Consider the following 26,789-nt stretch of genomic DNA (forward strand, 5'->3'; position numbering starts at 1 on the left):
GACAAAAGAGGTATCAAGTATGAAGGAAAAAGACATTCAAAGAGAAACTAGCCAGATTGTAAACGATGTATTAGAAAAGGCCAATTTGAAGCAAGGATCTATCTTTGTTTTGGGCCTTTCTTCTAGTGAAGTAATAGGTGGTCAGATTGGCAAGGAATCCAGCCAAGAAATTGGGGAAATCATCGTGAAGACCATCTTAGATATCCTAGAGGAAAAAGGAATTCATCTAGCTGTTCAAGGTTGTGAACATGTCAATCGGGCCCTCGTTGTTGAACGTCAGGTGGCAGAGCGGTTTGGTCTGGAAATCGTCAGTGTCCTTCCCACTCTCCATGCAGGAGGTTCAGGTCAGTTGGCAGCCTTCAAGTTTATGCAAGATCCAGTTGAGGTTGAATTTATCAAGGCTCATGCTGGATTGGATATCGGAGATACTGCAATTGGTATGCATGTTAAGCATGTTCAGGTTCCGATTCGCCCTCTTTTGAGAGAAATTGGGCATGCCCATGTAACGGCTCTTGCTAGCCGTCCAAAATTAATTGGAGGTGCGCGTGCGCATTATCCGCAAGATTCTATTAGAAAGTCGTGAGAATGAGAAAAACAAAACAACAACTAGAAAAAATCACTAAATATTCGATTCGTAAGCTCACTGTTGGGGTAGGTCCTGTAGCCATCGGGGCCTTCCTTTTTGGTGCTAGTACCCTTTCAGTAGATAAGGTACAAGCCAATGAAGTTGGTGGTGCTCATAGCGTTCATTACCGTTATTTGGCAGAGCAGGAATTGACTGAGTCTGAAAAAGCTCTGATTCACCATGAAGTTCCTACAGAATTTCAAGATGATGATATTCTATATGTGGTTTATCGCAAGAAAGCAACTAACAGTCAACAACTTCCATACACAGGAAGTAAGGAGCTAGCTCTAGCAGGCCTTGGCTTGGCAACGGCTTCTCTAGCAGTCTTTTTGGTGTCCAAAAAAGGTCGCAAAGAGGTTCTAGGTGTTCTCTTGATTGGTTCTTTAGGAGCCAGCACCTTTGTACCTTATGGTACGTTTGCGTTTGAAAATAAAGAATTGCTTTCTTATAACCAAACTATTTCAGCTTCTACACATGAAGGCTTGGCTGAAGGGATTATCCACATTGATGGCTATGAATACATTGGTTACTTCAAGGAAGCGGAACTCCATCCATCAAGACCAGCTTCAGCTGAAAAGTCTCAGTTGCCAGTAGAAAATCAAAGTTCAAAAGAAATCGAGAAAACAGAAGTCGTTCAAGAAAGACATGCTGTTACTCCAGAAACTATCGTTGAGAATCCTGTAGTAGAGACTCCAGTTGCTCCTGCGGTTGAAGAAAAAACAGTTTCTGAGAAGCTTCAGACAAGACAAGAAGAGAGCTTGGTGGAGATTCCTTTTGAAACGGTGACAAGCCCAGATGCGAATTTAGCAGAAGGACAGACTCGTATCGTCACAGTCGGAGTAAAGGGTCAGCGTCGAATTGTAACCAAAGTTTCGGTGGTCAATGGTCAAGAAGTTAAAGAAGTCATCGAAGACCAAGTGGTTCAAAATCCTGTGTCGCAAGTCATTGCAGTCGGAACTAAGAAAGAAGTGCAACCTGCACCAACTCCAGTACCGCAAGCAGAACCAACTCACCAAGTAGCTAAAGGTACTCAAGAGGCAGGCAAAGAGGGTCAAGCCTTAACGCAAGCAGAATTACCAGAAGCCCCAATTGAAGTCAAAGGCACCCAAGAAGAAGATAAAGCAGGTCAAGCTCTGACGCAGCCAGAATTACCAGAAGCTCCAGTAGAAGCAAAAGGTACGCAAGAAGAAGGTAAGGCAGGCCAAGCCTTAACGCAACCCGAAATGCCAGAAGCTCCAGTAGAAGTAAAAGGCACACAAGAGGAAGGCAAGGCAGGTCAAGCTTTAGTACAGCCAGAACTTCCTGAATATACAGAACCAGTTTCAACTAAGGGAACACAAGAAACAGGAAAAGAAGGACAAGCTACAGAGCAACCAGCAAATCCAGAATATAAAGTAACAACTGGTACAGTTGAGAAATCTACTGAAAGTGAATTAGATTTCACAACAGAAGTAGTTCCTGATGACACAAAATATGTGGATGAAGAAGTAGTTGAACGTACAGGTTCTAAAGGAATTCAAGTTACGAAAACAACTTATGAAACAGTGGAAGGTGTAGAGACAGATAAAGTTGTTTCTACAACTACAGAAGTGAAAACTCCTGCCGTTTCTAAAGTAGTTAAAAAAGGAACAAAACCAATTGAAGGAACAAAAGTTGAAACAAGAGAAGAAGCCATTCCTTTTGAAACAAAAACAGAAGAGGATGATACTTTAAAACGTGGAACAACTAAAGTTGCTCAAGAAGGTGTAGACGGTAAGAAACAAATTACTGAAACGTATAAAACAATTCGCGGAGAAAAAACAAGCGATGCTCCAACAGTAGAAGAAAAAGTTATCTTACAACCTCAAGATAAAATTATTAAAAAAGGTACAAAAGGTTTAGAAAAACCAACCTTACAATGGGCGAATACTGAAAAAGATGTCTTGAAGAAGAGCGCTACAGCTAGTTATACATTAAATAAACCAGCTGGAGTAGAAATCAAATCAATCAAATTAGCGTTGAAAGATAAAGATGGACAACTTGTAAAAGAAGTAACGGTAGCTGAAAATAATTTAAACGCTACTTTAGATAAATTGAAATATTATCAAGGATACACTCTATCTACTACGATGGTTTATGATCGTGGAGAAGGCGAAGAAACTGAGAAATTAGAAGATAAACAAATTCAGTTAGACCTCAAAAAAGTTGAAATCAAGAACATCAAAGAAACAAGTTTGATGAGTGTAGATGCTGAAGGAAACGAAACAGATAAGAGCTTATTAACTGAAAAGCCAACAGATGTTGCTCCATTATATTTACGTGTAACAACGCATGATAATAAGATAACAAGACTTGCAGTAAGTTCTGTTGAAGAAGTTGTTGTTGATGGCAAAACATTGTACAAAGTTGTAGCGAAAGCTCCAGACTTAGTTCAACGTAGAGCAGATGATACTTTCAGTGAAGAGTATGTTCATTACTTTGAAAAACAAAAAGCACACGAAGGTGATGTATATTATAGTTTTAATGACTTGGTAACAGCTATGAAAGCTAACCCAAGTGGTACTTTTAAACTTGGTGCAGACCTTAATGCTGCTAACGTACCAACTCCAAACAAACAATATGTACCTGGTAAATTTAGCGGAACTTTAACAAGTGTCGATGGAAAACATTATACAATTCACAATATGGCTCGTCAGTTATTTGATAATGTCGAAGGTGGTACAATTAATAACATTAATTTAGGTAATGTTAATATTAATATGCCTTGGGTTGAAAATATTTCAGCACTATCAAGAGTAGCTAAAAATGCCACAGTTGAAAATGTTAAGGTAACTGGTAGCATCCTTGGTAAAGATGGTATTGCCGGTATTGTAAACAAAGTGGACGTTGGTGGTTTATTACAAAATGTTGCCTTTGTTGGTAAAGTTACTGGTGTTGGCGATAAAGGCTGGGATATGGGTGGTATTTCTGGAGAAGTTTGGAAAGGGAATATTAAAAAAGCCTATGTTGATGCTGATATTGTAGCAAATAAAGCTCGTATTGGTGGTCTTGTTGCTAGAACAGATAATGGTTACGATGGAAATGGGGTTAACAAATATGCATTTACTAGCCAATCTGTCGTTAAAGGAACTATTAAGGTAAAAACGCCTGTTGAAGTTGGTGGTTTCATTAGTAAAAACTATCCATGGGGTCGAGTTCTTGATACTGTTACAATGATGAAAGTTGAAAATGGTGAGGAATTCTATGGTTCCAAAGATCTTGTTGATGATGATGGATACTTTACAAATAATTGGATTGATAGAAACTATGTTGTTACAGGTGTGAGTGAAGGGAAACGTTCATTCAAATATTCTCGTAGTAAACGAATCCAAGAAATCAGCTTAGAAGAAGCTAACAAAAAAATAGAATCATTCGGAATTACAGCTGATAAATTCGAAATTGCTCCACTTGTGGAAGATAAACTAAACCAAGTTAAACCGAAATCTGATACGTATAAAGAGATTCAAGATTATAATGCAGATCGTGAACTTGCTTACCGTAATATTGAAAAACTTCAACCATTCTACAATAAAGAATGGATTATCAATCAAGGAAATAAAATTCCTGCAGGTTCTAAATTATTAACGACTGAAGTATTATCTGTAATAGGTATGAAAGATGGACAATTTGTAACGGACTTATCTGATGTTGATCATATTATGATTCATTACGCTGATGGTACGAAAGAAGAAAAAGCTGTATCAGCTAAAGCTACGTCAAACGTAGAACAAGTAAAAGAATACGGTATTACAGATTTAGGTGATGTAGTTTACACACCAAATATGGTAGTTAAAGATCGTACTCAACTAATCAGTGAGATTAAAATGAAATTAGATAGTGTTCAATTAATTTCACAAGAAGTTCGTGACTTAATGGATAAACGTAATAAACCAGCTGAGAATAGTGAAAATCATAAGAACAACTACATTCGTAACTTGTTCCTTGAAGAAAGCTTTGAAGAAACGAAAGCTAATTTAGATAAATTAGTCAAAGCTTTAGTCGAAAACGAAGACCATCAATTAAACGGTGACGAAGCAGCCATGAAAGCTCTTCTTAAAAAAGTAGAAGATAACAAAGCTAAAATAATGATGGCTCTTACTTATTTAAATCGTTATTATGGATTTAAATACAATGATATGAGTATTAAAGACCTTATGATGTTCAAACCTGATTTCTATGGTAAGAATGTTAGTGTTATCGATAGATTGATTCAAATTGGTTCTAGTGAGAAAAACTTAAAAGGTGACCGAACTCAAGATGCTTATCGTGATGTGATTGCGGGAGCAACAGGTAAAGGTAACTTAAATGACTTTTTAACATATAATATGAAGTTGTTTACAGAAGATACTGATATGAATGTTTGGTATAAGAAGGCTGTATCACACACTAACTATATTGTTGAGAAGCAATCCTCAAACCCTGCGTTTGCTAATAAAAAATATCATTTGTATGAAAACCTTAATAACGGTGAGCATGGACGTTATATCCTACCACTTCTTAATACGAAGAAAGCTCATATGTTCTTGATTTCAACATATAATACACTAGCATTTAGTGCGTTTGAGAAATATGGTAAGAATACAGAAGCTGAACGTGAAGCATTCAAGAAAGAAATCGACTTACGTGCACAGGAACAAATCAACTATTTAGACTTCTGGTCTCGCTTGGCGGCTGATAATGTACGTAATCAGTTGTTGAAATCTGAAAACATGGTTCCATCGGCTATCTGGGATAACCATGGTGCGCCAGGTGGATGGGTTGATAGAATGGGTCACACGAAGAATGGTGATTATGCTCCAATTCGTGAGTTCTATGGTCCAACTGGTAAGTGGCACGGTGATAATGGCATGGGTGCATACGCATATATCTTTGATAGACCTCAAAACTCAGAAGCCGTGTACTATATTTGGTCAAGTATGATTAGTGATTTTGGTACATCAGCCTTTACTCATGAAACAACGCATATCAATGACCGTATGGCTTACTTAGGTGGTTGGGGGCATCGTGAAGGTACAGACGTTGAAGCCTTTGCTCAAGGAATGTTACAATCTCCAGCTGTATCAAGTTCGAATGGTGACTACGGTGCACTAGGTCTTAACATGGCTTATAAACGTGAAAACGATGGTAAACAATGGTACAACTATGATCCAAATAAATTAGATAGTAGAGAAGCTATCGACCATTACATGAAAAACTATAATGAAGCGCTCATGATGCTAGACCATTTAGAAGCGGATGCCGTTATCGCGAAGAATGATGGTGACAACAACAAGTGGTTCAAGAAGATGGACAAAAAATGGCGTGAGAAAGCTGATAGAAATAGTTTAGTTGGACAACCACACCAATGGGATTTACTTCGTGACCTAAATGACGCGGAGAACAAGAAGAAATTGACAAGCATTGATGACCTTGTAGATGGTAATTACGTGACTAAGCATAATATGCCTGGTAATAAACATTATCGTGCTGAAGGTTTTGATACGGCATATCAAACTGTAAGTATGATGGCTGGAATTTACGGTGGTAATACAAGTCAAAGTGCTGTAGGTTCTATCTCGTTCAAACATAATACATTCCGTATGTGGGGTTACTTCGGATATGTCAATGGATTTGTCGGATATGCTTCAAACAAGTATAAACAAGAATCTAAAGCAGCTGGTAGACCGGGTCTTGGTGATGACTTTATCATTGAGAAAGTGTCTGGTGGTAAATTCCACACACTAGAAGAGTGGAAGAAAGAATGGTTCAAGGAAGTCAAAGCTAAAGGAGAAAAAGGATTTGTCGAAATTGAAATCGACGGACAGAAAATTTCAACTTATGCAGGACTCCAAGAATTGTTCAACAAAGCTGTTGAAAATGACCTTAAAGCGGGTAATTCAAACCAAACAGTTGCACTCAAAGAAAAAGTTTACAAACAACTCTTGCAGAAATCAGATGGATTTGCTGGTGATTTATTCACTAAAGCATAATCAAGAGTAATTTAATAGCCAGAAAATGATAAAAAGGTAGATCAGTTTTGACTGGATCTATCTTTTTTGATGTTCTTGCAGTTCTTAAATGTTCACGTACCAGTATAATTATTGAATATATTTATAACTAAAATACTGGAAAAATAGATTTTAAAAAAGTAAATGAAATGTCAGGCAGGGCTTTGTTTTATGGATTTTGTTCTAGTTCAAACAACTTGCAAAAATAGCTTAAAAATTATAAAATGAAATATAAAGAAATTTGTAAATACGCATAAAATTCAATATGATATAATGTGTACATAGATAAAAGAAAAGGAAATATTATAAATGAAGAACAAGCTTTCTGATAAGTCCCTTGAGAATCAGAGAAAAGAAAAGATCATGCGTTTCTCCATTCGTAAATATAGTTTTGGTGCAGCGAGTGTAGCGGTTGCTGCCTTTTTAATATTTTTAGGAAATGGAGCAGTTGCAGCGGATCAATTGAAAGTAACTGAAGAGTCTTCTAGTAAAGTAGAGTTGGCTAAAGAAGGTGGGGATAAGACTGAAAATCAGAGTGAGTCCAAAATCAGTGAGCCGAAAATTACTAAACCAGAACTAGATAAAAGTCAACTTGCAAATTATATTGGTGAAATTGAAGGTAAGATTTCAAGTGGAGCCTACGCTAATAAGACAGAGGAAAGTGTAGCGAGTCTAGCTGCTGAGTTAGCTAATGCCAAAGCAACTTTAGCGAGCGCAAGCAGTCAAGAAGAATTGACGAGTGCCTATCAAAAACTGGTTACTGCTGTTAACTCAAAATTACGAAATAAGCCGGTTGAGAAAAAAGAAATTGTTTCAACAGATACTACTGAGAATAAAGAAACAGTTGGTATCAAAGCTGAAAATACTGAGAAACCATCAGAATCAAATGCGATTGAAAAGACTGGTGCCAATGATCCGCGTAATGGAAGTGAAATTGAAAAGGATACAACATTCCGTGCGGCTGTGAATCAAGATCCAAAGGTAGATTTTACATTCTCCATACCAGATGAGAAGAAAATCTATATCTATAACGAAGAGCATTTTTCATTAGAAATTCCAGTTTATTCTGAAACTGGAAAAATTCGCTATGCAACGATTAAGAAAGGATCTAGACAAAGATTCCCTAATGTTGCAGGTACAGATAATGACTTGGATGTTGAATTTGGATTTACAGCTACTGTAATAAATCGTGCTGAAACGGCAGGGGTAACATCGGAGGCGAGTCAAGCAAATCCTGCGAAAATCGTCATTACAGGTCGTCCAAATGATATATTAAAAAAGAACAGAGATTACACAAAACAAGAAAACCAAACATTAAATGTTGGTACTCGTTATGTTCAAGTAGTTGATGACCAAGGTAGAGAAAATCTTAAAAAAGGTATGGATATAACGGATCCAGGATATTTCTACTTAGTATTAAAATCTCAAGCAAAAAAATACGCCTTAAGATCTCAACCTACAGATGAAAAGATTTCTGTAACTAGTTTGACAAATCCTACAGCAGAAGATTTAAAGAAAATCAAAGATAGTATTCAATTAGAATATTCAACAACAAACGAAGATGCACGATTTGCTGATAGACGTGGAACTTTAGTAGAACACCCAGAGGATGTTATTCAATCGGTTAATATCGTTGGGAATAATATTGTTGTTACATTTACAGATGGTTCTACGAAGACGAAACCAGTAAGTGAAATTGTACAAAAAAATGTTCCACCGGTTGTTAATCTACAGTATTCAAACGAAGCGAACAGAAATATTTATATCTATTCTGGAGAAGAGACAGACCTAACATTTACTGCAACGGATGAGTCTAAGATTAAGGACCTAAAACTTCGTGGCCCTGGTGACATTAACTATAATAATGCAACTAGTTTTGGTTTAGCAGTAGGAAATATTGTTGATAGCGCAGTAACAAGCGGAGCAGGTTCTGTTTCTGAAGATAAGAAGACAGCAACCATTAAAATGACTGGAACAACGAATTTAACTGCTGGGAAAAAATGGACAAGTGTTATCGTTGCAAAAGATGACAACAATGGAGAAAGTGCACCTTTTAACGGAAGAATTAATGCAACTACTAATCCTGCAGAACGTCAAAAAATTGAAGGTTATGTTGAGTTTGTTGTAAAAAATCAAACTACTAAATATGATATTAAGACTCCAGAAGGAACAGTTAGTGTAGTAGATCCAGCGAATGTAACTGCAGAAGAATTTGAAAAAATTAAAGAAAAAGTAAAAATTGAATACTCTCAAACTAACGATGATGCTAATTTTACTAGCAAGAGAGGACAAGCTGTAGACAATCAGGCGACAAGAATTTCTACGATTACAAAAGATGCTAATGGAAATCTTGTTGTGACCTATAAAGATGGTTCAACTGATACAAAACCTTTATCAGAATTCACAAGTTTAAATAAACAACCTGCAATTGACGCGGTTAACAAGGCTGCTGAAGATAAAATTGCAGAGATTAATGCTAATACAAACGCAACTGCAGAAGAAAAAGCAGCTGCAATAGAAAAAGTTAATGTCGATAAGGCGAAAGCTTTAACAGCAATTAATGATAACTCGGTAACGACAAAAGCAGCATTAGATAATGCCAAAACATCTGGGACAACAGCGATTAGCAATGATAATCCTGTAGCAACGAAGAAAGATACAGCAAAAGCAGCTATTGACTCAGCTTTAAGAGAGAAAGAAGCAGCCATCGATGCGAATAACGACTTAACGACAGAAGAGAAGAATGCAGCAAAAGCAGATGCACAGGCAAAAGCAACTGCAGCGAAAACAGCAATTGATAATGCGACAACAAACGCAGCAGTGGACTCAGCCCAAACGGCAGGAACAACAAGCGTAAGTTCAGTAACGCCAACAGCGGTAGCAAAACCAGCGGCTAAGAAAGCAATAGATGATGCACTTAAAGCGAAAGAAGCACAACTTGACGCTCGTGCGGACTTAACAGACGAAGAAAAAACAGCAGCAAAAGCAGATGCACAAGCAAGGGCAACAGCGGCTAAAAATAATATTGATACTGCAACAACAAACTCAACAGTAGATAATGCGAAAACTACAGGCGTTGCTGATGTGGAAAGCGTTAATCCGCAAGCAAGCCAAAAGAAAACTGATGCGAAAAATGCAGTTGATGAAGCATTAAAAGCAAAAGAAGCAGCTATAGATGCGAACAACGATTTAACAGCTGAAGAAAAAGCTAAAGCGAAGGAAGACGCAAAAGCTAAAGCTGATGCAGCGAAAACAGCAATCGACAACGCAACAACAAATGATGCAGTAACGCAAGCTAAAAACGCTGGGGCAACATCAGTAGATTCGGTGACTCCAACGCCGGTAGTCAAACCAGCTGCAAAACAAGCCATCGATGACGCATTGAAAGCAAAGAATGACGCGATTGATTCCAATAACGATTTAACGGCTGAAGAAAAAGCCAAAGCTAAGGAAGATGCGAAAGCCAAAGCCGACGCAGCGAAACAAGCGATCGACAAGGCGACAACAAATGATGCAGTAACGCAAGCTAAAAACGCTGGGGCAACATCAGTAGATTCGGTGACTCCAACGCCGGTAGTCAAACCAGCTGCAAAACAAGCCATCGATGACGCATTGAAAGCAAAGAATGACGCGATTGATTCCAATAACGATTTAACGGCTGAAGAAAAAGCCAAAGCTAAGGAAGATGCGAAAGCCAAAGCCGACGCAGCGAAACAAGCGATCGACAACGCGACAACAAACGATGCAGTAACTCAAGCTAAAAACGCTGGGGCAACATCAGTAGATTCGGTGACTCCAACGCCGGTAGTCAAACCAGCTGCAAAACAAGCAATTGATGACGCATTGAAAGCTAAGAACGACGCGATTGATGCCAACAATGACTTAACAGACGAAGAAAAAACTGCGGCGAAAGCTGATGCAAAAGCCAAATCTGACGCAGCGAAGCAAGCAATCGACAAGGCGACAACAAATGATGCAGTAACGCAAGCTAAAAACGACGGAGCAACATCAGTAGATTCGGTGACTCCAACTCCGGTAGCCAAACCAGCAGCTAAGAAAGCCATCGATGACGCATTGAAAGCTAAGAACGACGCGATTGATGCCAACAATGACTTAACAGACGAAGAAAAAACTGCGGCGAAAGCTGATGCAAAAGCCAAATCTGACGCAGCGAAGCAAGCAATCGACAAGGCGACAACAAATGATGCAGTAACGCAAGCTAAAAACGACGGAGCAACATCAGTAGATTCGGTGACTCCAACTCCGGTAGCCAAACCAGCAGCTAAGAAAGCCATCGATGACGCATTGAAAGCTAAGAACGACGCAATTGATGCCAACAACGATTTGACTGCTGAAGAAAAAGCCAAAGCTAAGGAAGACGCGAAAGTCAAAGCCGATGCAGCGAAGACTGCAATCGACAAGGCGACAACAAATGCAGCGGTGGAACAAGCTAAGGCTGATGGAGCGACAAGTGTATCTTTAGTAACACCAACAGCGCAAGCGAAGCCAGCTGCAAAACAAGCCATCGATGAAGCATTAAAAGCAAAAGAAGCAGCAATAGATGCCAACAATGACTTAACAGCAGAAGAAAAAACAAAAGCTAAAGAAGATGCGAAAGCCAAAGCAGACGCAGCAAAACAAGCAATTGATCAAGCAACAACAAATGCAGCGGTGGAACAAGCTAAGGCTGATGGAGCAACAAGTGTAGACTCAGTGACTCCAACAGCCCAAGCGAAGCCAGCGGCAAAACAAGCCATCGATGAAGCATTAAAAGCAAAAGAAGCAGCAATAGATGCCAACAATGACTTAACAGCAGAAGAGAAAGCCAAAGCTAAGGAAGACGCCAAAGCCAAAGCCGATGCAGCTAAACAAGCAATCGATAGCGCAACAACAAACGCAGCGGTAGAACAAGCTAAAAATGACGGAGCGACAAGTATATCTTCAGTCACTCCAACACCAACAGCTAAACCGGCTGCAAAACAAGCCATCGATGACGCATTGAAAGCTAAGAACGATGTGATTGATGCCAATAACGATTTGACTGCTGAAGAGAAAGCCAAAGCTAAGGAAGACGCCAAAGCCAAAGCCGATGCAGCTAAACAAGCAATCGATAGCGCAACAACAAACGCAGCGGTAGAACAAGCTAAAAATGACGGAGCGACAAGTATATCATCAGTCACTCCAACACCAACAGCTAAACCGGCTGCAAAACAAGCCATCGATGACGCATTGAAAGCTAAGAACGATGTGATTGATGCCAATAACGATTTGACTGCTGAAGAGAAAACCAAAGCTAAGGAAGACGCCAAAGCGAAAGCTGACGCAGCGAAGCAAGCAATTGACAACGCGACAACAAACGATGCAGTAACTCAAGCTAAAAACGCTGGGGCAGCAAGTGTATCATCAGTCACTCCAACACCAACAGCTAAACCGGCTGCAAAACAAGCAATTGATGACGCATTGAAAGCTAAGAATGACGCGATTGATGCCAATAATGACTTAACAGACGAAGAAAAAACTGCAGCTAAAGCAGATGCAAAAGCCAAAGCCGACGCAGCGAAACAAGCAATCGACAACGCAACAACAAACGATGCAGTTGAGAAAGCTAAAAACGATGGAGTGACAAGTGTATCTTCAGTAAGTCCAACAGCGCAAGCTAAGCCAGCGGCTAAACAAGCAATCGACGATGCATTAAAAGCTAAGGAAGCAGCAATCAACGCAAATAATGACTTAACAGACGAAGAAAAAGCCAAAGCTAAGCAAGAAGCGCAAGACAAGGCAGCTGCAGCGAAACAAGCGATCGATAATGCGACAACAAACGCGGGAGTAGACCAAGCTAAGGCTAATGGAACAACAGAAGTAAATAATGTAAATCCAACAGCAGTGGCAAAACCAGCAGCTAAAAAAGCAATCGACGATGCCCTAAAAGCTAAAAATGACGCGATTGATGCTCGAGATAATCTGACAGCTGAGGAAAAAATAGCAGCTAAGGAAGAAGCTAAAGCCAAAGCCGACGCAGCGAAGACTGCAATCGACAACGCAACCACAAACGATGCAGTAACTCAAGCTAAAAATGATGGGGCAGCAAGTGTATCTTCAGTGACTCCAACTCCAGTAGCCAAACCAGCAGCTAAGAAAGCAATCGACGATGCATTAAAAGCTAAGGAAGCAGCGATTGACGCGAACAACGACTTAACAGACGAAGAGAAAACTGCAGCTAAAGCAGATGCAAAAGCCAAAGCCGACGCAGCGAAAACAGCAATAGACAACGCGACAACAAATGATGAGGTAGAACAAGCTAAAAATGATGGAGCAACATCGGTAGATTCGGTGACTCCAACTCCAGTAGCGAAACCAGAGGCGAAGAAAGCAGTAGAAGATGCACTTAAAGCCAAAGAAGCAGAAATCGATGCTCGAGATGATCTGACAGCTGAGGAAAAAACAGCAGCTAAAGAAGAAGCGAAAGCCAAAGCAGACGCAGCGAAGACTGCAATCGACAATGCGACAACAAATAATGCAGTAACTCAAGCTAAAAACGCTGGAGCAACGAGTGTATCTTCAGTAAATCCAACAGCGCAAGCTAAGCCAGCAGCTAAGAAAGCGATAGAAGATGCGCTTAAAGCCAAAGAAGCAGAAATCGATGCTCGAGATGATCTGACAGCTGAAGAAAAGATAGCAGCTAAAGAAGAAGCTAAAGCCAAAGCAGACGCAGCAAAACAGGCAGTTGATAAAGCGACAACAAATGCTGACGTTGAAAATTCAAAAACTACTGGGGTAGCAGATGTAAACTCATTGAATTCAGTAGCAGTTAAGAAACCAGAGGCTAAAAAAGCAGTTGATGAAGCACTTAAAGCTAAAGAAGCAGAAATTGATGCGAACAATGACTTAACAGCAGAAGAGAAACAAGCAGCTAAGGAAGAGACTAAGAAAAAAGCAGATGCGGCTAAGCAAGCAATCGATGAAGCGGATACAGATATTAAGGTTGATGTAAATAGTATATCGGGCTTAAGTGATGTAAATTCATTTAGTCCAGAACCAGTTAAGAAATCAGAGGCTAAAAAAGCAATTGATGCAGCTCTAGAGAAGAAAATAGAAGAAATTGATGCTCGAGATGATTTAACAACTGAAGAGAAAACTGCAGCAAAAGCTGAAGTAGAAAATAAAGCTAATGAGGCGAAAGAAGCGATTGATGCAGCAGATACAGATATTAAAGTTGATGTAAATAGTATATCTGGTTTAAGTGATGTAAATTCGTGTAGTCCTGAAGCAGCTAAAAAACCAGCAGCCAAACAGGCAATAGATGATGCATTAAAAGCAAAAGAAGATGCAATAGATGCGAATGATGATTTAACAGCTGAAGAAAAAACTAAAGCCAAAGCAGAAGCTAAGGCAAAAGCTGATGCAGCGAAAGAAGCAATCGACAATGCGACAACAAACGCAGAAGTGGAACAAGCTAAGACTGCAGGAACGGCATCAGTAGCTTCAGTGACTCCAAAGCCAGTAGCAAAACCGACTGCGAAGCAAGCAATCAACGACGCGCTTAAAGCTAAGAACGACGCGATTGATGCCAATAACGATTTGACTGCTGAAGAAAAAGCCAAAGCTAAGGAAGATGCAAAAGCAAAGGCCGATGCAGCTAAGCAAGCAATTGATAACGCGACAACAAACGCAGAAGTGGAACAAGCTAAGACTGCAGGAACGGCATCAGTAGCTTCAGTGACTCCAACACCAACAGCTAAACCAGCTGCAAAACAAGCAATCGATGACGCATTGAAAGTTAAGAACGACGCGATTGATGCCAACAACGATTTGACTGCTGAAGAAAAAGCCCAAGCTAAGGAAGACGCGAAAGCCAAAGCCGATGCAGCTAAGCAAGCAATTGATAACGCGACAACAAACGCAGAAGTGGAACAAGCTAAGACTGCAGGAACGGTATCAGTAGCTTCAGTGACTCCAACGCCAGTGGCAAAACCAGCTGCTAAACAAGCCATCGACGACGCGCTTAAAGCTAAGAACGACGCGATTGATGCCAATAACGATTTGACTGCTGAAGAAAAAGCCAAAGCTAAGGAAGATGCAAAAGCCAAAGCCGATGCAGCTAAGCAAGCAATTGATAACGCGACAACAAACGCAGAAGTGGAACAAGCTAAGACTAATGGAACAACAGAAGTAAACAATGTAAATCCAACGGCACAAGCGAAACCGGCTGCAAAACAAGCCATCGATGACGCATTGAAAGCTAAGAATGACACGATTGACGCGAACAAAGACTTAACAGCGGAAGAAAAAGCCAAAGCTAAAGAAGATGCTAAGGCAAAAGCCGATGTAGCGAAAGAAGCAATCGATAGAGCAACAACAAACGCAGCAGTCGACCAAGCTAAAACTAACGGAACTTCAGAAGTCACTTCAGTAAATCCAGAAGCAGTAGCGAAGACAGAAGCTAAGCAAGCAATAGGAGATGCTCTGAAAGCTAAGAACGACGAGATCGATGCTCGCACAGACTTAACGGACGAAGAGAAAGCTGTAGCTAAGGCTGACGCTAAAGCGAAAGCAGATGTAGCGAAAGAAGCAATCGATAGAGCAACAACAAACGCAGCAGTCGACCAAGCTAAAACTAACGGAACTTCAGAAGTCACTTCAGTAAATCCAGAAGCAGTAGCGAAGACAGAAGCTAAGCAAGCAATCGACGATGCTTTGAAAGCTAAGACTGCCGAAATTGATGCTCGCACAGATTTAACGGCCGAAGAGAAAACTGCAGCCAAAGCAGATGCTAAAGCGACAGCAGACGCAGCGAAAGCAGCCATAGATAAAGCAACAAAGAATGCTGAAGTCGACCAATCTAAGTCAACTGGAATCATAGAAGTCACTTCAGTCAATCCAGAGGCGTTGACTAAGTCAGCAGCTAAGCAATCCATCGACGAAGCTTTGAAAGCTAAGACTGATGAAATCGACTCTCGTACAGACTTAACAGACGAAGAGAAAACTGCAGCCAAAGCAGACGCTAAAGCGACAGCTGACGCAGCAAAAGAAGCCATCGACAGAGCAACAACGAATGCCGAAGTCGACCAAGCTCAGTCAACTGGAACAACAGAATTAAAAGTTATAAATCCACAACCAGTAGCTAAATCAGCAGCCAAACAATCCATCGATGAAGCTCTGAAAGCTAAGACTGCCGAAATAGATGCACGTACAGACTTAACAGACGAAGAAAAAACTGCGGCTAAGGCAGAAGCTAAGAAGAAAGCAGATGCAGCGAAAGAGGCGATCGACAAAGCAACAACAAATGCCGAAGTCAATCAAGCTCAGTCAACTGGAACAAGAGAAGTCACTTCAGTCAATCCAGAGGCGTTGACTAAGTCAGTAGCTAAGCAAGCCATCGACGAAGCACTGAAAGCTAAGAATGATGAGATAGAATCTCGTACAGACTTAACAGATGAGGAGAAAACTGCTGCTAAGTCAGAAGCAAAAGCTAAGGCTGACGCAGCAAAAGAAGGCATCGACAAAGCAACAACGAATGCAGCAGTCGACCAAGCTAAGACTAACGGAACAAGAGAAGTCACTTCAATCAATCCAGCAGCAGTAGCGAAGACAGCAGCTAAGCAAGCTATTGACGAAGCTCTGAAAGCTAAGAATAATGAGATTGACGCTCGTACAGACCTAACAGCCGAAGAAAAAGCCAAGGCCAAAGCAGATGCAAAAGCTAAAGCTGATGCAGCGAAAGAAGCAATCGATAAAGCAACAACCAACGCAGCAGTCGACCAAGCTCAGTCAACTGGAACAAGAGAAGTCACTTCAGTCAATCCAGAGGCGTTGACTAAGTCAGCAGCTAAGCAATCCATCAACGAAGCTTTGAAAGCTAAGAATAATGAGATTGATGCTCGTACAGACTTAACAGATGAGGAGAAAACTGCAGCAAAAGCAGATGCAAAAGCTAAAGCTGATGCAGCGAAAGAAGCAATCGATAAAGCAACAACCAACGCAGCAGTCGACCAAGCTCAGTCAACTGGAACAAGAGAAGTCACTTCAGTCAATCCAGAGGCGTTGACTAAGTCAGCAACTAAGCAATCCATCAACGAAGCTTTGAAAGCTAAGAATAATGAGATTGATGCTCGTACAGACTTAACAGATGAGGAGAAAACTGCAGCAAAAGCAGAAGCTAAGGCTAAAGCCGATGAAGCGAAATCAGCCATCGACAACGCAACAATAAATGCAGCAGTCGACCAAGCTCAGTCAATTGGAACAATAGAAGTAAACTTAATTAATCCAGTAGCAGTAGCGAAGACAGAAGCTAAGAAAGAAATCGACGATGCTTTGAAAGCTAAGAACGATGAGATTGATGCTCGCACAGACTTAACAGACGAAGAGAAAACCGTGGCTAAGGCTGAAGCGAAAGCCAAAGCTGATGCAGCAAAAGCAGCCATCGATAATGCCACAACCAACTCAGAAGTCGACCAAGCTAAGTCAACTGGTATTGAAGAAGTGAACTCAGTCAATCCGATTGCACAAATTAGACCGGCAGTTGGAGCAAGTGCTGGAGTTCATGTAAACTCAGCTAATCCAACTTCTAAAGAAAAACCACAGGAAAAACAAGCAATAGACCAAGTATTGAAAACTGATGAAGCCAAAGCTAAAGTGAAAGATAGTGTAGCATTTCCTATCTCACAACTTGAAAATGAGAATCAGCAAGTAGCTACTAATCAGCGTGTAGTGGCTAGAGAATTGCCAAATACAGGCACAACAGAATCCATAATGGCAATGGTTGCAGCAGCAGCTAGTGCAATGCTTGGTTTTGGTCTTATTGCTCGTCGTCGAAAAGAAGATGAAGAAGATAAATTAGAAAATCAATAACGATTTCTAAAGGTCGCAACTCCTTTTTTGAGACTAAGTGGATAATATTATTCTTAAAACTCTCCTAGAGCAAAATAGCTACTAGGAGAGTTTTTTCTCTAACCAGAAGATACGTGACGGGACTAAAGATAATCTCATCTGCTTTGCGGATGAGGGTTTTCTTATTTTGTGCTATACTTAAGGTATGCATAGAAAAACAGTAATTGATTTTAGAGCTTTGGGGGAGAGATACACCTTTACCCAGCCTATTAAAGAGTTGAAAACGAGAAATGTAGTAGAAGTGGTAGATTTGCTGGCACAAGTGGAAAGCTACCAAGAGCAAGGCTACTATGTGGTGGGCTATGTCAGCTATGAGGCTGCACCTGCTTTTGAGGAGAAATTAGCAGTTCATAAAGCTCCTTTATTGGTAGAGTACCTGCTTTATTTTACAGTTCATGATAGGGTAGAAACATCCCCTATTCCTCTGACTTATGATGAGGTTGATTTGCCTTCAAACTGGCAGGAAGTAACGTCTGCAGAGGATTATGAAAAGGCGATTGCCCAGATTCATCATCATTTGCGACAGGGAGACACCTATCAGGTCAACTACACCGTCCAACTCAAGCAGGAGTTGTCTGCCAATCCTTTTGCTATCTACAATCGTATGGTGGTAGAGCAGGAGGCGGGCTACAATGCCTATGTTGAACATGACGAGATGGCAGTGATTTCCATGAGCCCAGAGCTCTTTTTTGAGCAAAATGGTCTCGAGTTGACAACGCGACCAATGAAGGGAACGACTCAGCGTGGCATGACCGACCAAGAAGACTTGGAGCAGGCCAGTTGGTTGGAGCAGGATTCTAAAAATCGCTCTGAAAATATGATGATTGTGGACCTCTTGCGCAATGACATGAATCGTATTTCTGAAGTGGGGAGTGAGCATGTAGAGCGTCTTTGCCAAGTGGAACAGTATTCAACGGTTTGGCAGATGACTTCGACTATCAAGAGTCAGTTGCGAGAGGATGTTGACCTTGTTGAAATCTTTCGCTCTCTCTTTCCTTGTGGTTCCATAACGGGAGCTCCAAAAATTGCGACTATGGAGATTATCAAGGACTTGGAGCCACAACCGCGTGGAGTCTACTGTGGAACGATTGGTCTCCTGATTCCAAATGGACGACGGATTTTCAATGTTGCCATTCGGACTATTCAACTGCATCAAGGGAAAGCCATCTATGGAGTTGGCGGAGGCATTACATGGGATAGCACTTGGGAATCTGAATATCGCGAGGTTCATCAAAAGGCGGCAGTTCTTTATCGTAAACAAGCTCGTTTCAAACTGATTACTACAGGGAAAATCAGTCAGAAGAACCTGTTATTTGAAGAACAACATTTGGAAAGACTGAGAACAGCTAGTCGGTATTTTGCTTTTCCTTTTGATGTAGAAGACTTGAAACAAAAGATTGAGGAAGAGTGTCAGGCTTGTGACATTAATCAAGACTACCGCTTGCGAATTAGCCTTAGCAAATCTGGAGAGATAGCAGTTGATTGTCAAGCATTGGAATCTCTCAGTCCGACCTTCTGTCAAGCAAAACTTTGCCTTCAGGAAGCAAATTTGCAGCAAGCCTTTACCTACTTTAAAACCACTCACCGACCACACTTAAATCTAGGTAAACAAGAAATCATTTACCATAATGCAGCAGGAGAACTATTGGAAACCTCTATTGGAAATTTGGTTCTGAAAATCGATGGGAAACTCTACACACCGCCTATCCGACTGGGAATCTTACCAGGAATTTACCGTCAGCATTTGTTAGAAACAGGACAGCTAGAAGAGAAAGTCTTGACCTTTGCAGACATAGACCAAGCTGAAGCTATTTACGGCTGTAATGCCGTGAGAGGCTTGTATGAGTTAATCTTACAGGAGAAGTAGATGAAACTGATATTTTTACATGGGTTAGGGCAGTCAGCAGAGTCTTGGAAAGAAATTCAGAATCTACTGACAGATTATCCTTCTGAGGCTATCGAGTTATTTTCTTCTGAAGTTAGCAGCTATCAAAAAGTCAAGGATAGAGTTTATCAGCACCTAGCTCAAGAGACAGAACCTTTTGTTTTGATTGGATTGTCCTTAGGTGCTGCCCTGGCACTAGAACTTTCCAGTTACGATTTAACAAATCTTCGAGCTTTGGTTCTGTCAGGATGCCCGCTAAAATTATCAGGGAATATCCTATTTTATGTTCAGTTGCTGATATTTAAATTACTTCCCAAAAGAGTATTTGAAAAACAGGGAGCAGACAAGGATCTTATGGTCAGAGTTTCTGAGGAGTTGAAGACACTTGATTTAACGGATATATCAAGGACTTGCCCCTATCCAACCTTACTAATTTGTGGTAGCAAAGATAAACCGAATCTGAGTTCTATGAGAAGTCTTCATAAACTAATATCAGAATCTCAATTTCAGATTATACCAGATGGACCTCATGTCTTGAATAAGGAAAAACCAAAAGAGTTTGCTGAACAGATTAAACCTTTCCTTGAATTGCTGAAATAAGTTTGATAAAATAATAGTGAAATCGATAACATCGTTATAGGAGAAAGAAATGAATAAACGTCTATTTTTAAAAATGAGTCTGGCTACCTTGCCAGTCTTAGCCTTGTTTTCACAACCTGTGTTAGCAGAAGAAAACATTCATTTTTCTAGTTGTAAAGAAGCTTGGGCGAATGGATACGCAGATATTCACGAGGGAGAACCTGGTTATTCTGCCAAGTTAGACCGCGATCATGATGGTGTGGCTTGCGAATTGAAAAATGCTCCTAAGGGTGCTTTTAAAGCAAAACAAGCGGCTACAACTCAAACTGATACAACTTCATCCACAGCAAGTGGTTGGGTTAAGCAGGACGGTTCTTGGTACTATTTTGATGGAAATGGAAATCCAGTGAAAAATGCATGGCAGGGAAGCTATTACCTGAAAGCTGATGGTAAAATGGCACAGAGTGAATGGATTTATGACTCTTCTTATCAAGCTTGGTATTATTTGAAATCAGATGGTTCTTATGCAAAAAATGCATGGCAAGGAGCTTATTACCTTAAATCAAACGGTAAAATGGCACAAGGTGAGTGGGTTTATGACTCTTCTTATCAAGCCTGGTATTACTTGAAATCAGATGGTTCTTATGCTCGCAATGCATGGCAAGGAAACTACTATTTGAAATCAGATGGTAAAATGGCTAAAAATGAGCGAGTTGATGGAGGCCGCTACTATGTAGATGCTTCAGGTCTATGGAAACCATAAGTAAGGATAAAATCTAGAAAGTTAATGCAAACCTTTGCATAAATGAGTGAATTTTGTTATACTATATCTGTAAGCATTTTCAATTAATTCATAATAAAAAAGGAGAATATGATGAGTCAAAAGATTATTGGGATTGACCTTGGTGGAACTTCTATCAAATTTGCAATCTTAACAACAGCAGGAGAAATCCAAGAAAAATGGTCTATCAAGACTAATATTTTGGATGAGGGAAGTCATATCGTAGATGATATGATTGAGTCTATTCAGCATCGTTTGGACTTGCTTGGATTGGCAGCAGCGGACTTCCAAGGAATTGGGATGGGATCACCAGGTGTGGTTGACCGTGAAAAAGGGACTGTTATCGGTGCCTACAACCTCAACTGGAAAACCCTTCAACCAATTAAAGAGAAGATTGAAAAGGCCTTGGGTATTCCATTCTTCATCGATAATGATGCCAACGTAGCTGCTCTTGGTGAGCGTTGGATGGGGGCTGGTGATAACCAACCAGATGTTGTATTTATGACACTCGGTACTGGTGTTGGTGGTGGTATCGTGGCAGAAGGCAAATTGCTTCACGGTGTCGCTGGTGCGGCAGGAGAACTTGGTCATATCACTGTTGACTTTGACCAACCAATCGCTTGTACTTGTGGTAAGAAAGGCTGTCTTGAGACAGTTGCTTCAGCAACAGGGATTGTCAACTTGACTCGTCGCTATGCCGATGAATACGAAGGCGATGCAGCCTTGAAACGCTTGATTGATAATGGAGAAGAAGTAACCGCTAAGACTGTCTTTGATTTGGCAAAAGAAGGAGACGATCTTGCTTTGATCGTTTACCGTAACTTCTCACGTTACTTGGGAATCGCTTGTGCTAACATTGGCTCAATCCTAAACCCATCAACAATCGTTATCGGTGGTGGTGTATCAGCTGCGGGAGAATTCCTTCTACAAGGTGTTCAAAAAGTCTACGATGAAAATACCTTCCCACAAGTACGCACAACTACTAAACTAGCTCTTGCAACTCTAGGAAATGACGCTGGAGTTATCGGAGCAGCATCACTTGTATTGCAATAAAATAGAAAAAGGAGAAAATTGCTTTCCAGAAGCGAGTGATTTTCCTCCTTTCTTTTTTTATGCTATACTAGTTAGGAAATAAATGAGGTGAGAGTAAATGACAAAATCAGATACGATTTTTAAAGAGAATATTGAACGCATTCTAAAGGAAGGTGTTTTCTCAGAGCAAGCACGTCCCAAGTACAAGGATGGGACAGTTGCCAACTCTAAGTACGTAACGGGTGCCTTTGCAGAGTATGACTTGGCCAAGGGGGAATTCCCCATTACAACCTTGCGTCCCATTGCAATCAAATCAGCTATCAAAGAAGTTCTCTGGATCTACCAAGACCAGTCTAATAGCCTAGAAGTTCTCAATGACAAGTACAATGTTCACTACTGGAATGACTGGGAAGTGGGAAATACGGGAACCATTGGTGAGCGCTATGGTGCTGTTGTTAAGAAACACGACATTATCAATAAGCTTCTCAAGCAGTTGGAAGTCAACCCTTGGAACCGTCGCAATATCATTTCGCTCTGGGATTACCAAGCTTTCGAAGAAACAGAAGGACTACTCCCATGCGCCTTTCAGACCATGTTTGATGTCCGCCGTGTAGATGGAGAAATCTATCTGGATGCGACCTTGACCCAGCGTTCGAATGACATGTTGGTGGCCCACCACATCAATGCTATGCAGTACGTGGCTCTTCAAATGATGATTGCCAAGCATTTCGGCTGGAAGGTTGGGAAGTTCTTCTACTTCATCAACAATCTCCATATCTATGACAATCAATTTGAACAAGCTCAGGAATTGCTCCGTCGTGAGCCATCAAACTGCCAACCACGTTTGGTCTTGAATGTGCCAGATAAGACCAATTTTTTTGATATTAAAGCAGAGGACTTTGAGTTGGTGGATTATGACCCTGTCAAGCCACAGTTGAAGTTTGACCTAGCTATTTAAAAGAATAGAAAAAAGAAGTTGAGAAAATAAATCCCAACTTCTTTTGTTTCTTAACGTGATACGCGGCGACGAGCTGCTTTTTTACGGTTTTCTTCGATGAAAGCTGCTTTTTGCTCTTCTGGTTCGATCACTTTCTTTTTAAATGCGTATACTGCACCTGCGACTGCAGCGACAGTTCCTGCGACACCTGTTACAAGACCTTTAGCGAATCCTTTAGCCATGAGTCTTCCTCCTTTATCTTCTTAATCAGCCAGCCCCCTCAAGAGGTCACATTTTTCTGACTGACCTTTTTGTGTTATAATAATAGTAACGAAAAAATAGGAATTTTTCAAGGAAAAAAGATGAAAACAAAAATAATTGTGATCGTTGGACCGACTGCAGTTGGAAAAACGGCTCTAGCCATTGAAGTGGCCAAGCGTTTTAATGGCGAAGTTGTTAGTGGCGATAGTCAGCAGGTTTACCGAGGTCTAGATATTGGGACGGCTAAGGCTAGTCCAGAAGAGCAGGCAGCTGTTCCCCATCATTTAATCGATGTTAGAGAGGTAACCGAGTCTTACTCGGCTTTTGATTTTGTTTCAGAAGCTAAGATGGCCATTGAAGATATTCACAGTCGTGGCAAGCTAGCTATTATCGCTGGTGGGACTGGACTTTATATCCAGAGTTTACTAGAAGGCTACCATTTAGGTGGAGAGACTCCTCATGAGGAGATTTTGGCTTATCGGGCTAGTTTGGAGCCTTATACAGATGAGGAATTAGCTCATCTTGTGGCGCAAGCTGGCCTTGAGATTCCCCAGTTTAATCGTCGTCGTGCTATGCGTGCCTTGGAAATTGCCCATTTTGGTCAGGATTTGGAAAATCAAGAGAGTCTATATGAACCGCTGATTATCTGCTTGGATGATGAGCGCAGTCAATTATATGAACGTATCAATCACCGAGTGGACCTGATGTTTGAAGCTGGACTTTTGGATGAAGCTAAGTGGTTGTTTGACCATTATCCAGATGTGCAGGCTGCTAAAGGGATTGGTTACAAGGAACTCTTTCCTTACTTCCGTGGAGAGCAGACCTTGGAGGATGCTAGTGAGAGTCTCAAACAGGCGACTCGTCGTTTTGCCAAACGTCAGTTGACCTGGTTCCGTAATCGCATGCAGGTGACCTTTTATCAGATTGGAGAAACTGGTGTAAAAGATCGCATTTTAAGCCAGATAGAGGAGTTTTTAGATGATTGAAACGGAGAAAAAAGAGGAACGGGTTCTGCTCATTGGTGTAGAATTGCAGGGCATGGACAATTTTGATCTCTCTATGGAAGAATTGGCCAGTCTGGCTAAGACAGCTGGGGCAGTCGTTGTAGATAGTTACAGACAAAAACGTGAAAAATATGATTCCAAGACCTTCGTCGGCTCTGGTAAGTTAGAAGAAATTGCGCTCATGGTGGATGCAGAAGAAATTACCACTGTCATCGTCAACAACCGTTTAACTCCACGGCAAAATGTCAATCTAGAGGAAGTTCTGGGTGTTAAGGTCATTGACCGTATGCAGTTGATTCTGGATATCTTTGCAATGCGGGCTCGAAGTCATGAAGGGAAGCTCCAAGTCCACCTAGCCCAGCTCAAATATCTCTTGCCTCGCTTGGTTGGTCAGGGAATTATGCTCAGCCGTCAGGCAGGGGGAATTGGTTCCCGTGGTCCTGGTGAAAGCCAGTTGGAGCTGAACCGTCGTAGTGTTCGCAATCAAATCACGGATATCGAGCGCCAGCTCAAGGTGGTTGAAAAAAATCGGGCGACAGTCAGAGAAAAACGTTTGGAGTCAAGCACCTTTAAGATTGGTTTGATTGGTTATACCAATGCTGGGAAGTCAACTATCATGAACACCTTGACCAGTAAGACCCAGTATGAAGCGGACGAGCTCTTTGCGACTTTGGACGCGACAACTAAGAGTATCCATCTGGGGGGAAATCTCCAAGTAACTTTGACAGATACCGTGGGCTTTATCCAAGATTTGCCGACAGAGTTGGTGTCCAGTTTTAAGTCAACCTTAGAAGAAAGCAAGCATGTGGACCTTCTGGTTCATGTTATCGATGCCAGCAATCCTTACCACGAGGAACATGAAAAAACAGTTCTTTCCATCATGAAAGACTTGGACATGGAGGATATTCCTCGCCTGACCCTTTATAATAAAGCGGATTTGGTGGAGGATTTTACGCCGACCCAAACTCCATATGCCCTCATTTCTGCCAAGTCTGAGGATAGTCGTGAGAATTTGCAGGTACTATTTTTAGAGAAAATCAAGGATATTTTTGAATCTTTTACCCTGCGCGTGCCTTTTTCAAAATCTTACAAGATTCATGATTTAGAAAGTGTTGCGATTCTTGAAGAACGTGATTATCAGGAAGACGGCGAAGTGATTACAGGCTACATTTCTGAGAAAAACAAATGGAGGTTAGAAGAATTTTATGACTGATATTAAAACTTTGGCTCTAAAGTATGGAGGTTATACAAGCCTAGATAAGGTTTACTTAGATCAACTTCTAGCTGGTAAAACAAATCAAGAGCAGTTGGCACTGATCACTCCTCCACCTAGCGTGGTCAATGCTTACTTTGCAGAACTCTACCAGAAAAAGAGTACTGAGGCTGCGACGGATTATTTTGCGGAACTCAGTCAGGAACTGAATCTTTACAATGCTGAACCTAGTTTCACTCTAGAAAATAAGCCTTTTATTCGGCTTAATCTGTCTGGCAAATCCTTTGGTTTTTGTTATGAGAGTGATGGTCTGGGTCGAATTTTCTCTGAAAATGAGGAGAAGATTTCAGATGACTTGCTCTTTGAGATTGCGCAAATTTTCCCCCATCAACTAGTTTTTGAAGAGTCTGAAAAGATTTACATGAAGCCTGTCGGAGATGAGGAAGTTGTTAGCGTGGAGAGTCTCACAGCTTTGACTGATTTGGAAAACTTGGCTGATGGTCGTAAACGTCTCAAAGGCTACAGTCAAGAGGATTTACTGCAAGAAGCTGCTACTTTTTCTGGCAAGCGCTATTTCCGATCGGAAAACCGCACAGCCATGTTATATATTGATTAATTAGAAAGTATCGAATGGATATTCAATTTTTAGGAACGGGGGCTGGTCAGCCCTCTAAAGCCCGCAACGTATCAAGTCTTGCCCTGAAACTTTTGGATGAGATTAACGAAGTTTGGCTCTTTGACTGTGGAGAAGGAACGCAAAATCGCATTCTGGAAACCACAATTCGACCACGCAAGGTCAGCAAAATCTTTATCACTCACCTGCATGGAGACCATATCTTTGGCTTGCCAGGTTTCCTTTCTAGCCGTGCCTTTCAGGCCAATGAAGAGCAGACAGATTTGGAAATCTATGGACCTCAGGGAATCAAGTCATTTGTCTTAACCAGCCTTCGTGTGTCAGGTTCTCGTCTGCCCTACCGCATTCATTTCCATGAGTTTGACCAAGATTCCCTTGGGAAAATCCTTGAGACCGATAAATTCACTGTGCATGCAGAGGAGTTGGACCACACTATTTTCTGCGTTGGCTATCGTGTCATGCAAAAGGACTTGGAAGGAACGCTTGATGCTGAAAAACTCAAGGCTGCTGGCGTCCCATTTGGCCCACTTTTTGGAAAAATCAAAAACGGTCAGGATGTTGTTCTTGAAGATGGGACTGAAATCAAAGCTGCTGACTATATCTCAGCGCCACGTCCTGGTAAGATTATCACTATTCTGGGTGATACTCGAAAAGCCAATGCCAGTGTGCGTCTGGCTGTCAATGCAGATGTCCTAGTTCACGAATCGACTTATGGCAAGGGTGATGAAAAGATTGCTCGCAATCATGGTCACTCAACCAATATGCAGGCAGCACAGGTTGCAGTAGAAGCAGGTGCCAAACGCCTCTTACTCAACCACATCAGTGCTCGTTTCCTCTCAAAAGATATCAGCAAGCTCAAGAAAGATGCGGCTAGTGTCTTTGAAAATGTCCATGTCGTCAAAGACTTGGAAGAAGTGGAAATTTAAAAGATTGAGAAAGGAACAGT

The 26,789-nt window shown here is 41.1% G+C and carries 12 protein-coding genes and 1 pseudogene; 12 read left to right on the forward strand and 1 reads right to left on the reverse strand.

Annotated elements, in window-relative coordinates; translation table 11 throughout:
- Nucleotides 1-19: 19 nt before the first annotated feature.
- The 8 genes and pseudogenes from ABKJ27_RS02805 to ABKJ27_RS02840 all read left to right on the forward strand — a co-directional run bounded on the left by ABKJ27_RS02805 (nt 20) and on the right by ABKJ27_RS02840 (nt 22,752).
- Entirely contained in the window at nt 20-583 is a 564-nt protein-coding gene (locus ABKJ27_RS02805) for a TIGR01440 family protein (protein WP_180374885.1), read from the forward strand.
- Between the two features lie 2 nt (nt 584-585).
- Nucleotides 586-6,612, forward strand: a complete 6,027-nt coding sequence (locus tag ABKJ27_RS02810) for a ZmpA/ZmpB/ZmpC family metallo-endopeptidase (protein WP_410011995.1) — start codon at nt 586-588, stop codon at nt 6,610-6,612.
- 327 nt (nt 6,613-6,939) lie between these two features.
- Nucleotides 6,940-17,478 (forward strand): DUF1542 domain-containing protein, encoded by a 10,539-nt coding sequence (locus tag ABKJ27_RS02815; RefSeq protein WP_410011996.1) that lies wholly within the window; start codon nt 6,940-6,942, stop codon nt 17,476-17,478.
- 184 nt (nt 17,479-17,662) lie between these two features.
- Nucleotides 17,663-19,384, forward strand: coding sequence for an aminodeoxychorismate synthase component I (pabB, locus tag ABKJ27_RS02820; protein ID WP_410011997.1), 1,722 nt, complete (start codon nt 17,663-17,665; stop codon nt 19,382-19,384).
- Complete coding sequence (locus ABKJ27_RS02825; protein ID WP_410011998.1) at nt 19,385-20,002, forward strand: alpha/beta fold hydrolase; 618 nt, start codon at nt 19,385-19,387, stop codon at nt 20,000-20,002. It begins immediately after the preceding gene.
- A 49-nt stretch (nt 20,003-20,051) separates the two neighbouring features.
- Nucleotides 20,052-20,738, forward strand: a pseudogene (locus ABKJ27_RS02830) (excalibur calcium-binding domain-containing protein); the annotation flags it as partial.
- Nucleotides 20,739-20,855: 117 nt separating this feature from the next.
- Nucleotides 20,856-21,815 (forward strand): ROK family glucokinase, encoded by a 960-nt coding sequence (locus tag ABKJ27_RS02835; protein ID WP_020902451.1) that lies wholly within the window; start codon nt 20,856-20,858, stop codon nt 21,813-21,815.
- Between the two features lie 97 nt (nt 21,816-21,912).
- Complete coding sequence (locus tag ABKJ27_RS02840) at nt 21,913-22,752, forward strand: thymidylate synthase (protein WP_033686601.1); 840 nt, start codon at nt 21,913-21,915, stop codon at nt 22,750-22,752.
- Between the two features lie 50 nt (nt 22,753-22,802).
- On the opposite strand, the gene ABKJ27_RS02845 is transcribed toward ABKJ27_RS02840, so the two are convergent.
- Nucleotides 22,803-22,973, reverse strand: coding sequence for a DUF3042 family protein (locus ABKJ27_RS02845; protein ID WP_001051780.1), 171 nt, complete (start codon nt 22,971-22,973; stop codon nt 22,803-22,805).
- Nucleotides 22,974-23,093: 120 nt separating this feature from the next.
- On the opposite strand from ABKJ27_RS02845, the gene miaA reads away from it, so the two are divergent.
- The 4 genes from miaA to rnz are packed head-to-tail and all read left to right on the forward strand — an operon-like array spanning nt 23,094 to nt 26,769.
- Nucleotides 23,094-23,978 (forward strand): tRNA (adenosine(37)-N6)-dimethylallyltransferase MiaA, encoded by an 885-nt coding sequence (gene miaA, locus ABKJ27_RS02850; RefSeq protein WP_410011999.1) that lies wholly within the window; start codon nt 23,094-23,096, stop codon nt 23,976-23,978.
- Nucleotides 23,971-25,209, forward strand: coding sequence for a GTPase HflX (hflX, locus tag ABKJ27_RS02855; protein WP_410012000.1), 1,239 nt, complete (start codon nt 23,971-23,973; stop codon nt 25,207-25,209). Before miaA ends, hflX begins: the two co-directional genes overlap by 8 nt.
- Nucleotides 25,202-25,825 (forward strand): cystathionine beta-lyase, encoded by a 624-nt coding sequence (locus ABKJ27_RS02860; protein WP_410012001.1) that lies wholly within the window; start codon nt 25,202-25,204, stop codon nt 25,823-25,825. Before hflX ends, ABKJ27_RS02860 begins: the two co-directional genes overlap by 8 nt.
- Nucleotides 25,826-25,839: 14 nt before the next feature.
- Nucleotides 25,840-26,769, forward strand: coding sequence for a ribonuclease Z (gene rnz / locus ABKJ27_RS02865; RefSeq protein WP_410012002.1), 930 nt, complete (start codon nt 25,840-25,842; stop codon nt 26,767-26,769).
- The last annotated feature ends 20 nt before the right edge of the window (nt 26,770-26,789 follow it).

The sequence above is a fragment of the Streptococcus sp. KHUD_011 genome, assembly GCF_046352925.1.
In the GTDB taxonomy this organism is placed as follows: domain Bacteria; phylum Bacillota; class Bacilli; order Lactobacillales; family Streptococcaceae; genus Streptococcus.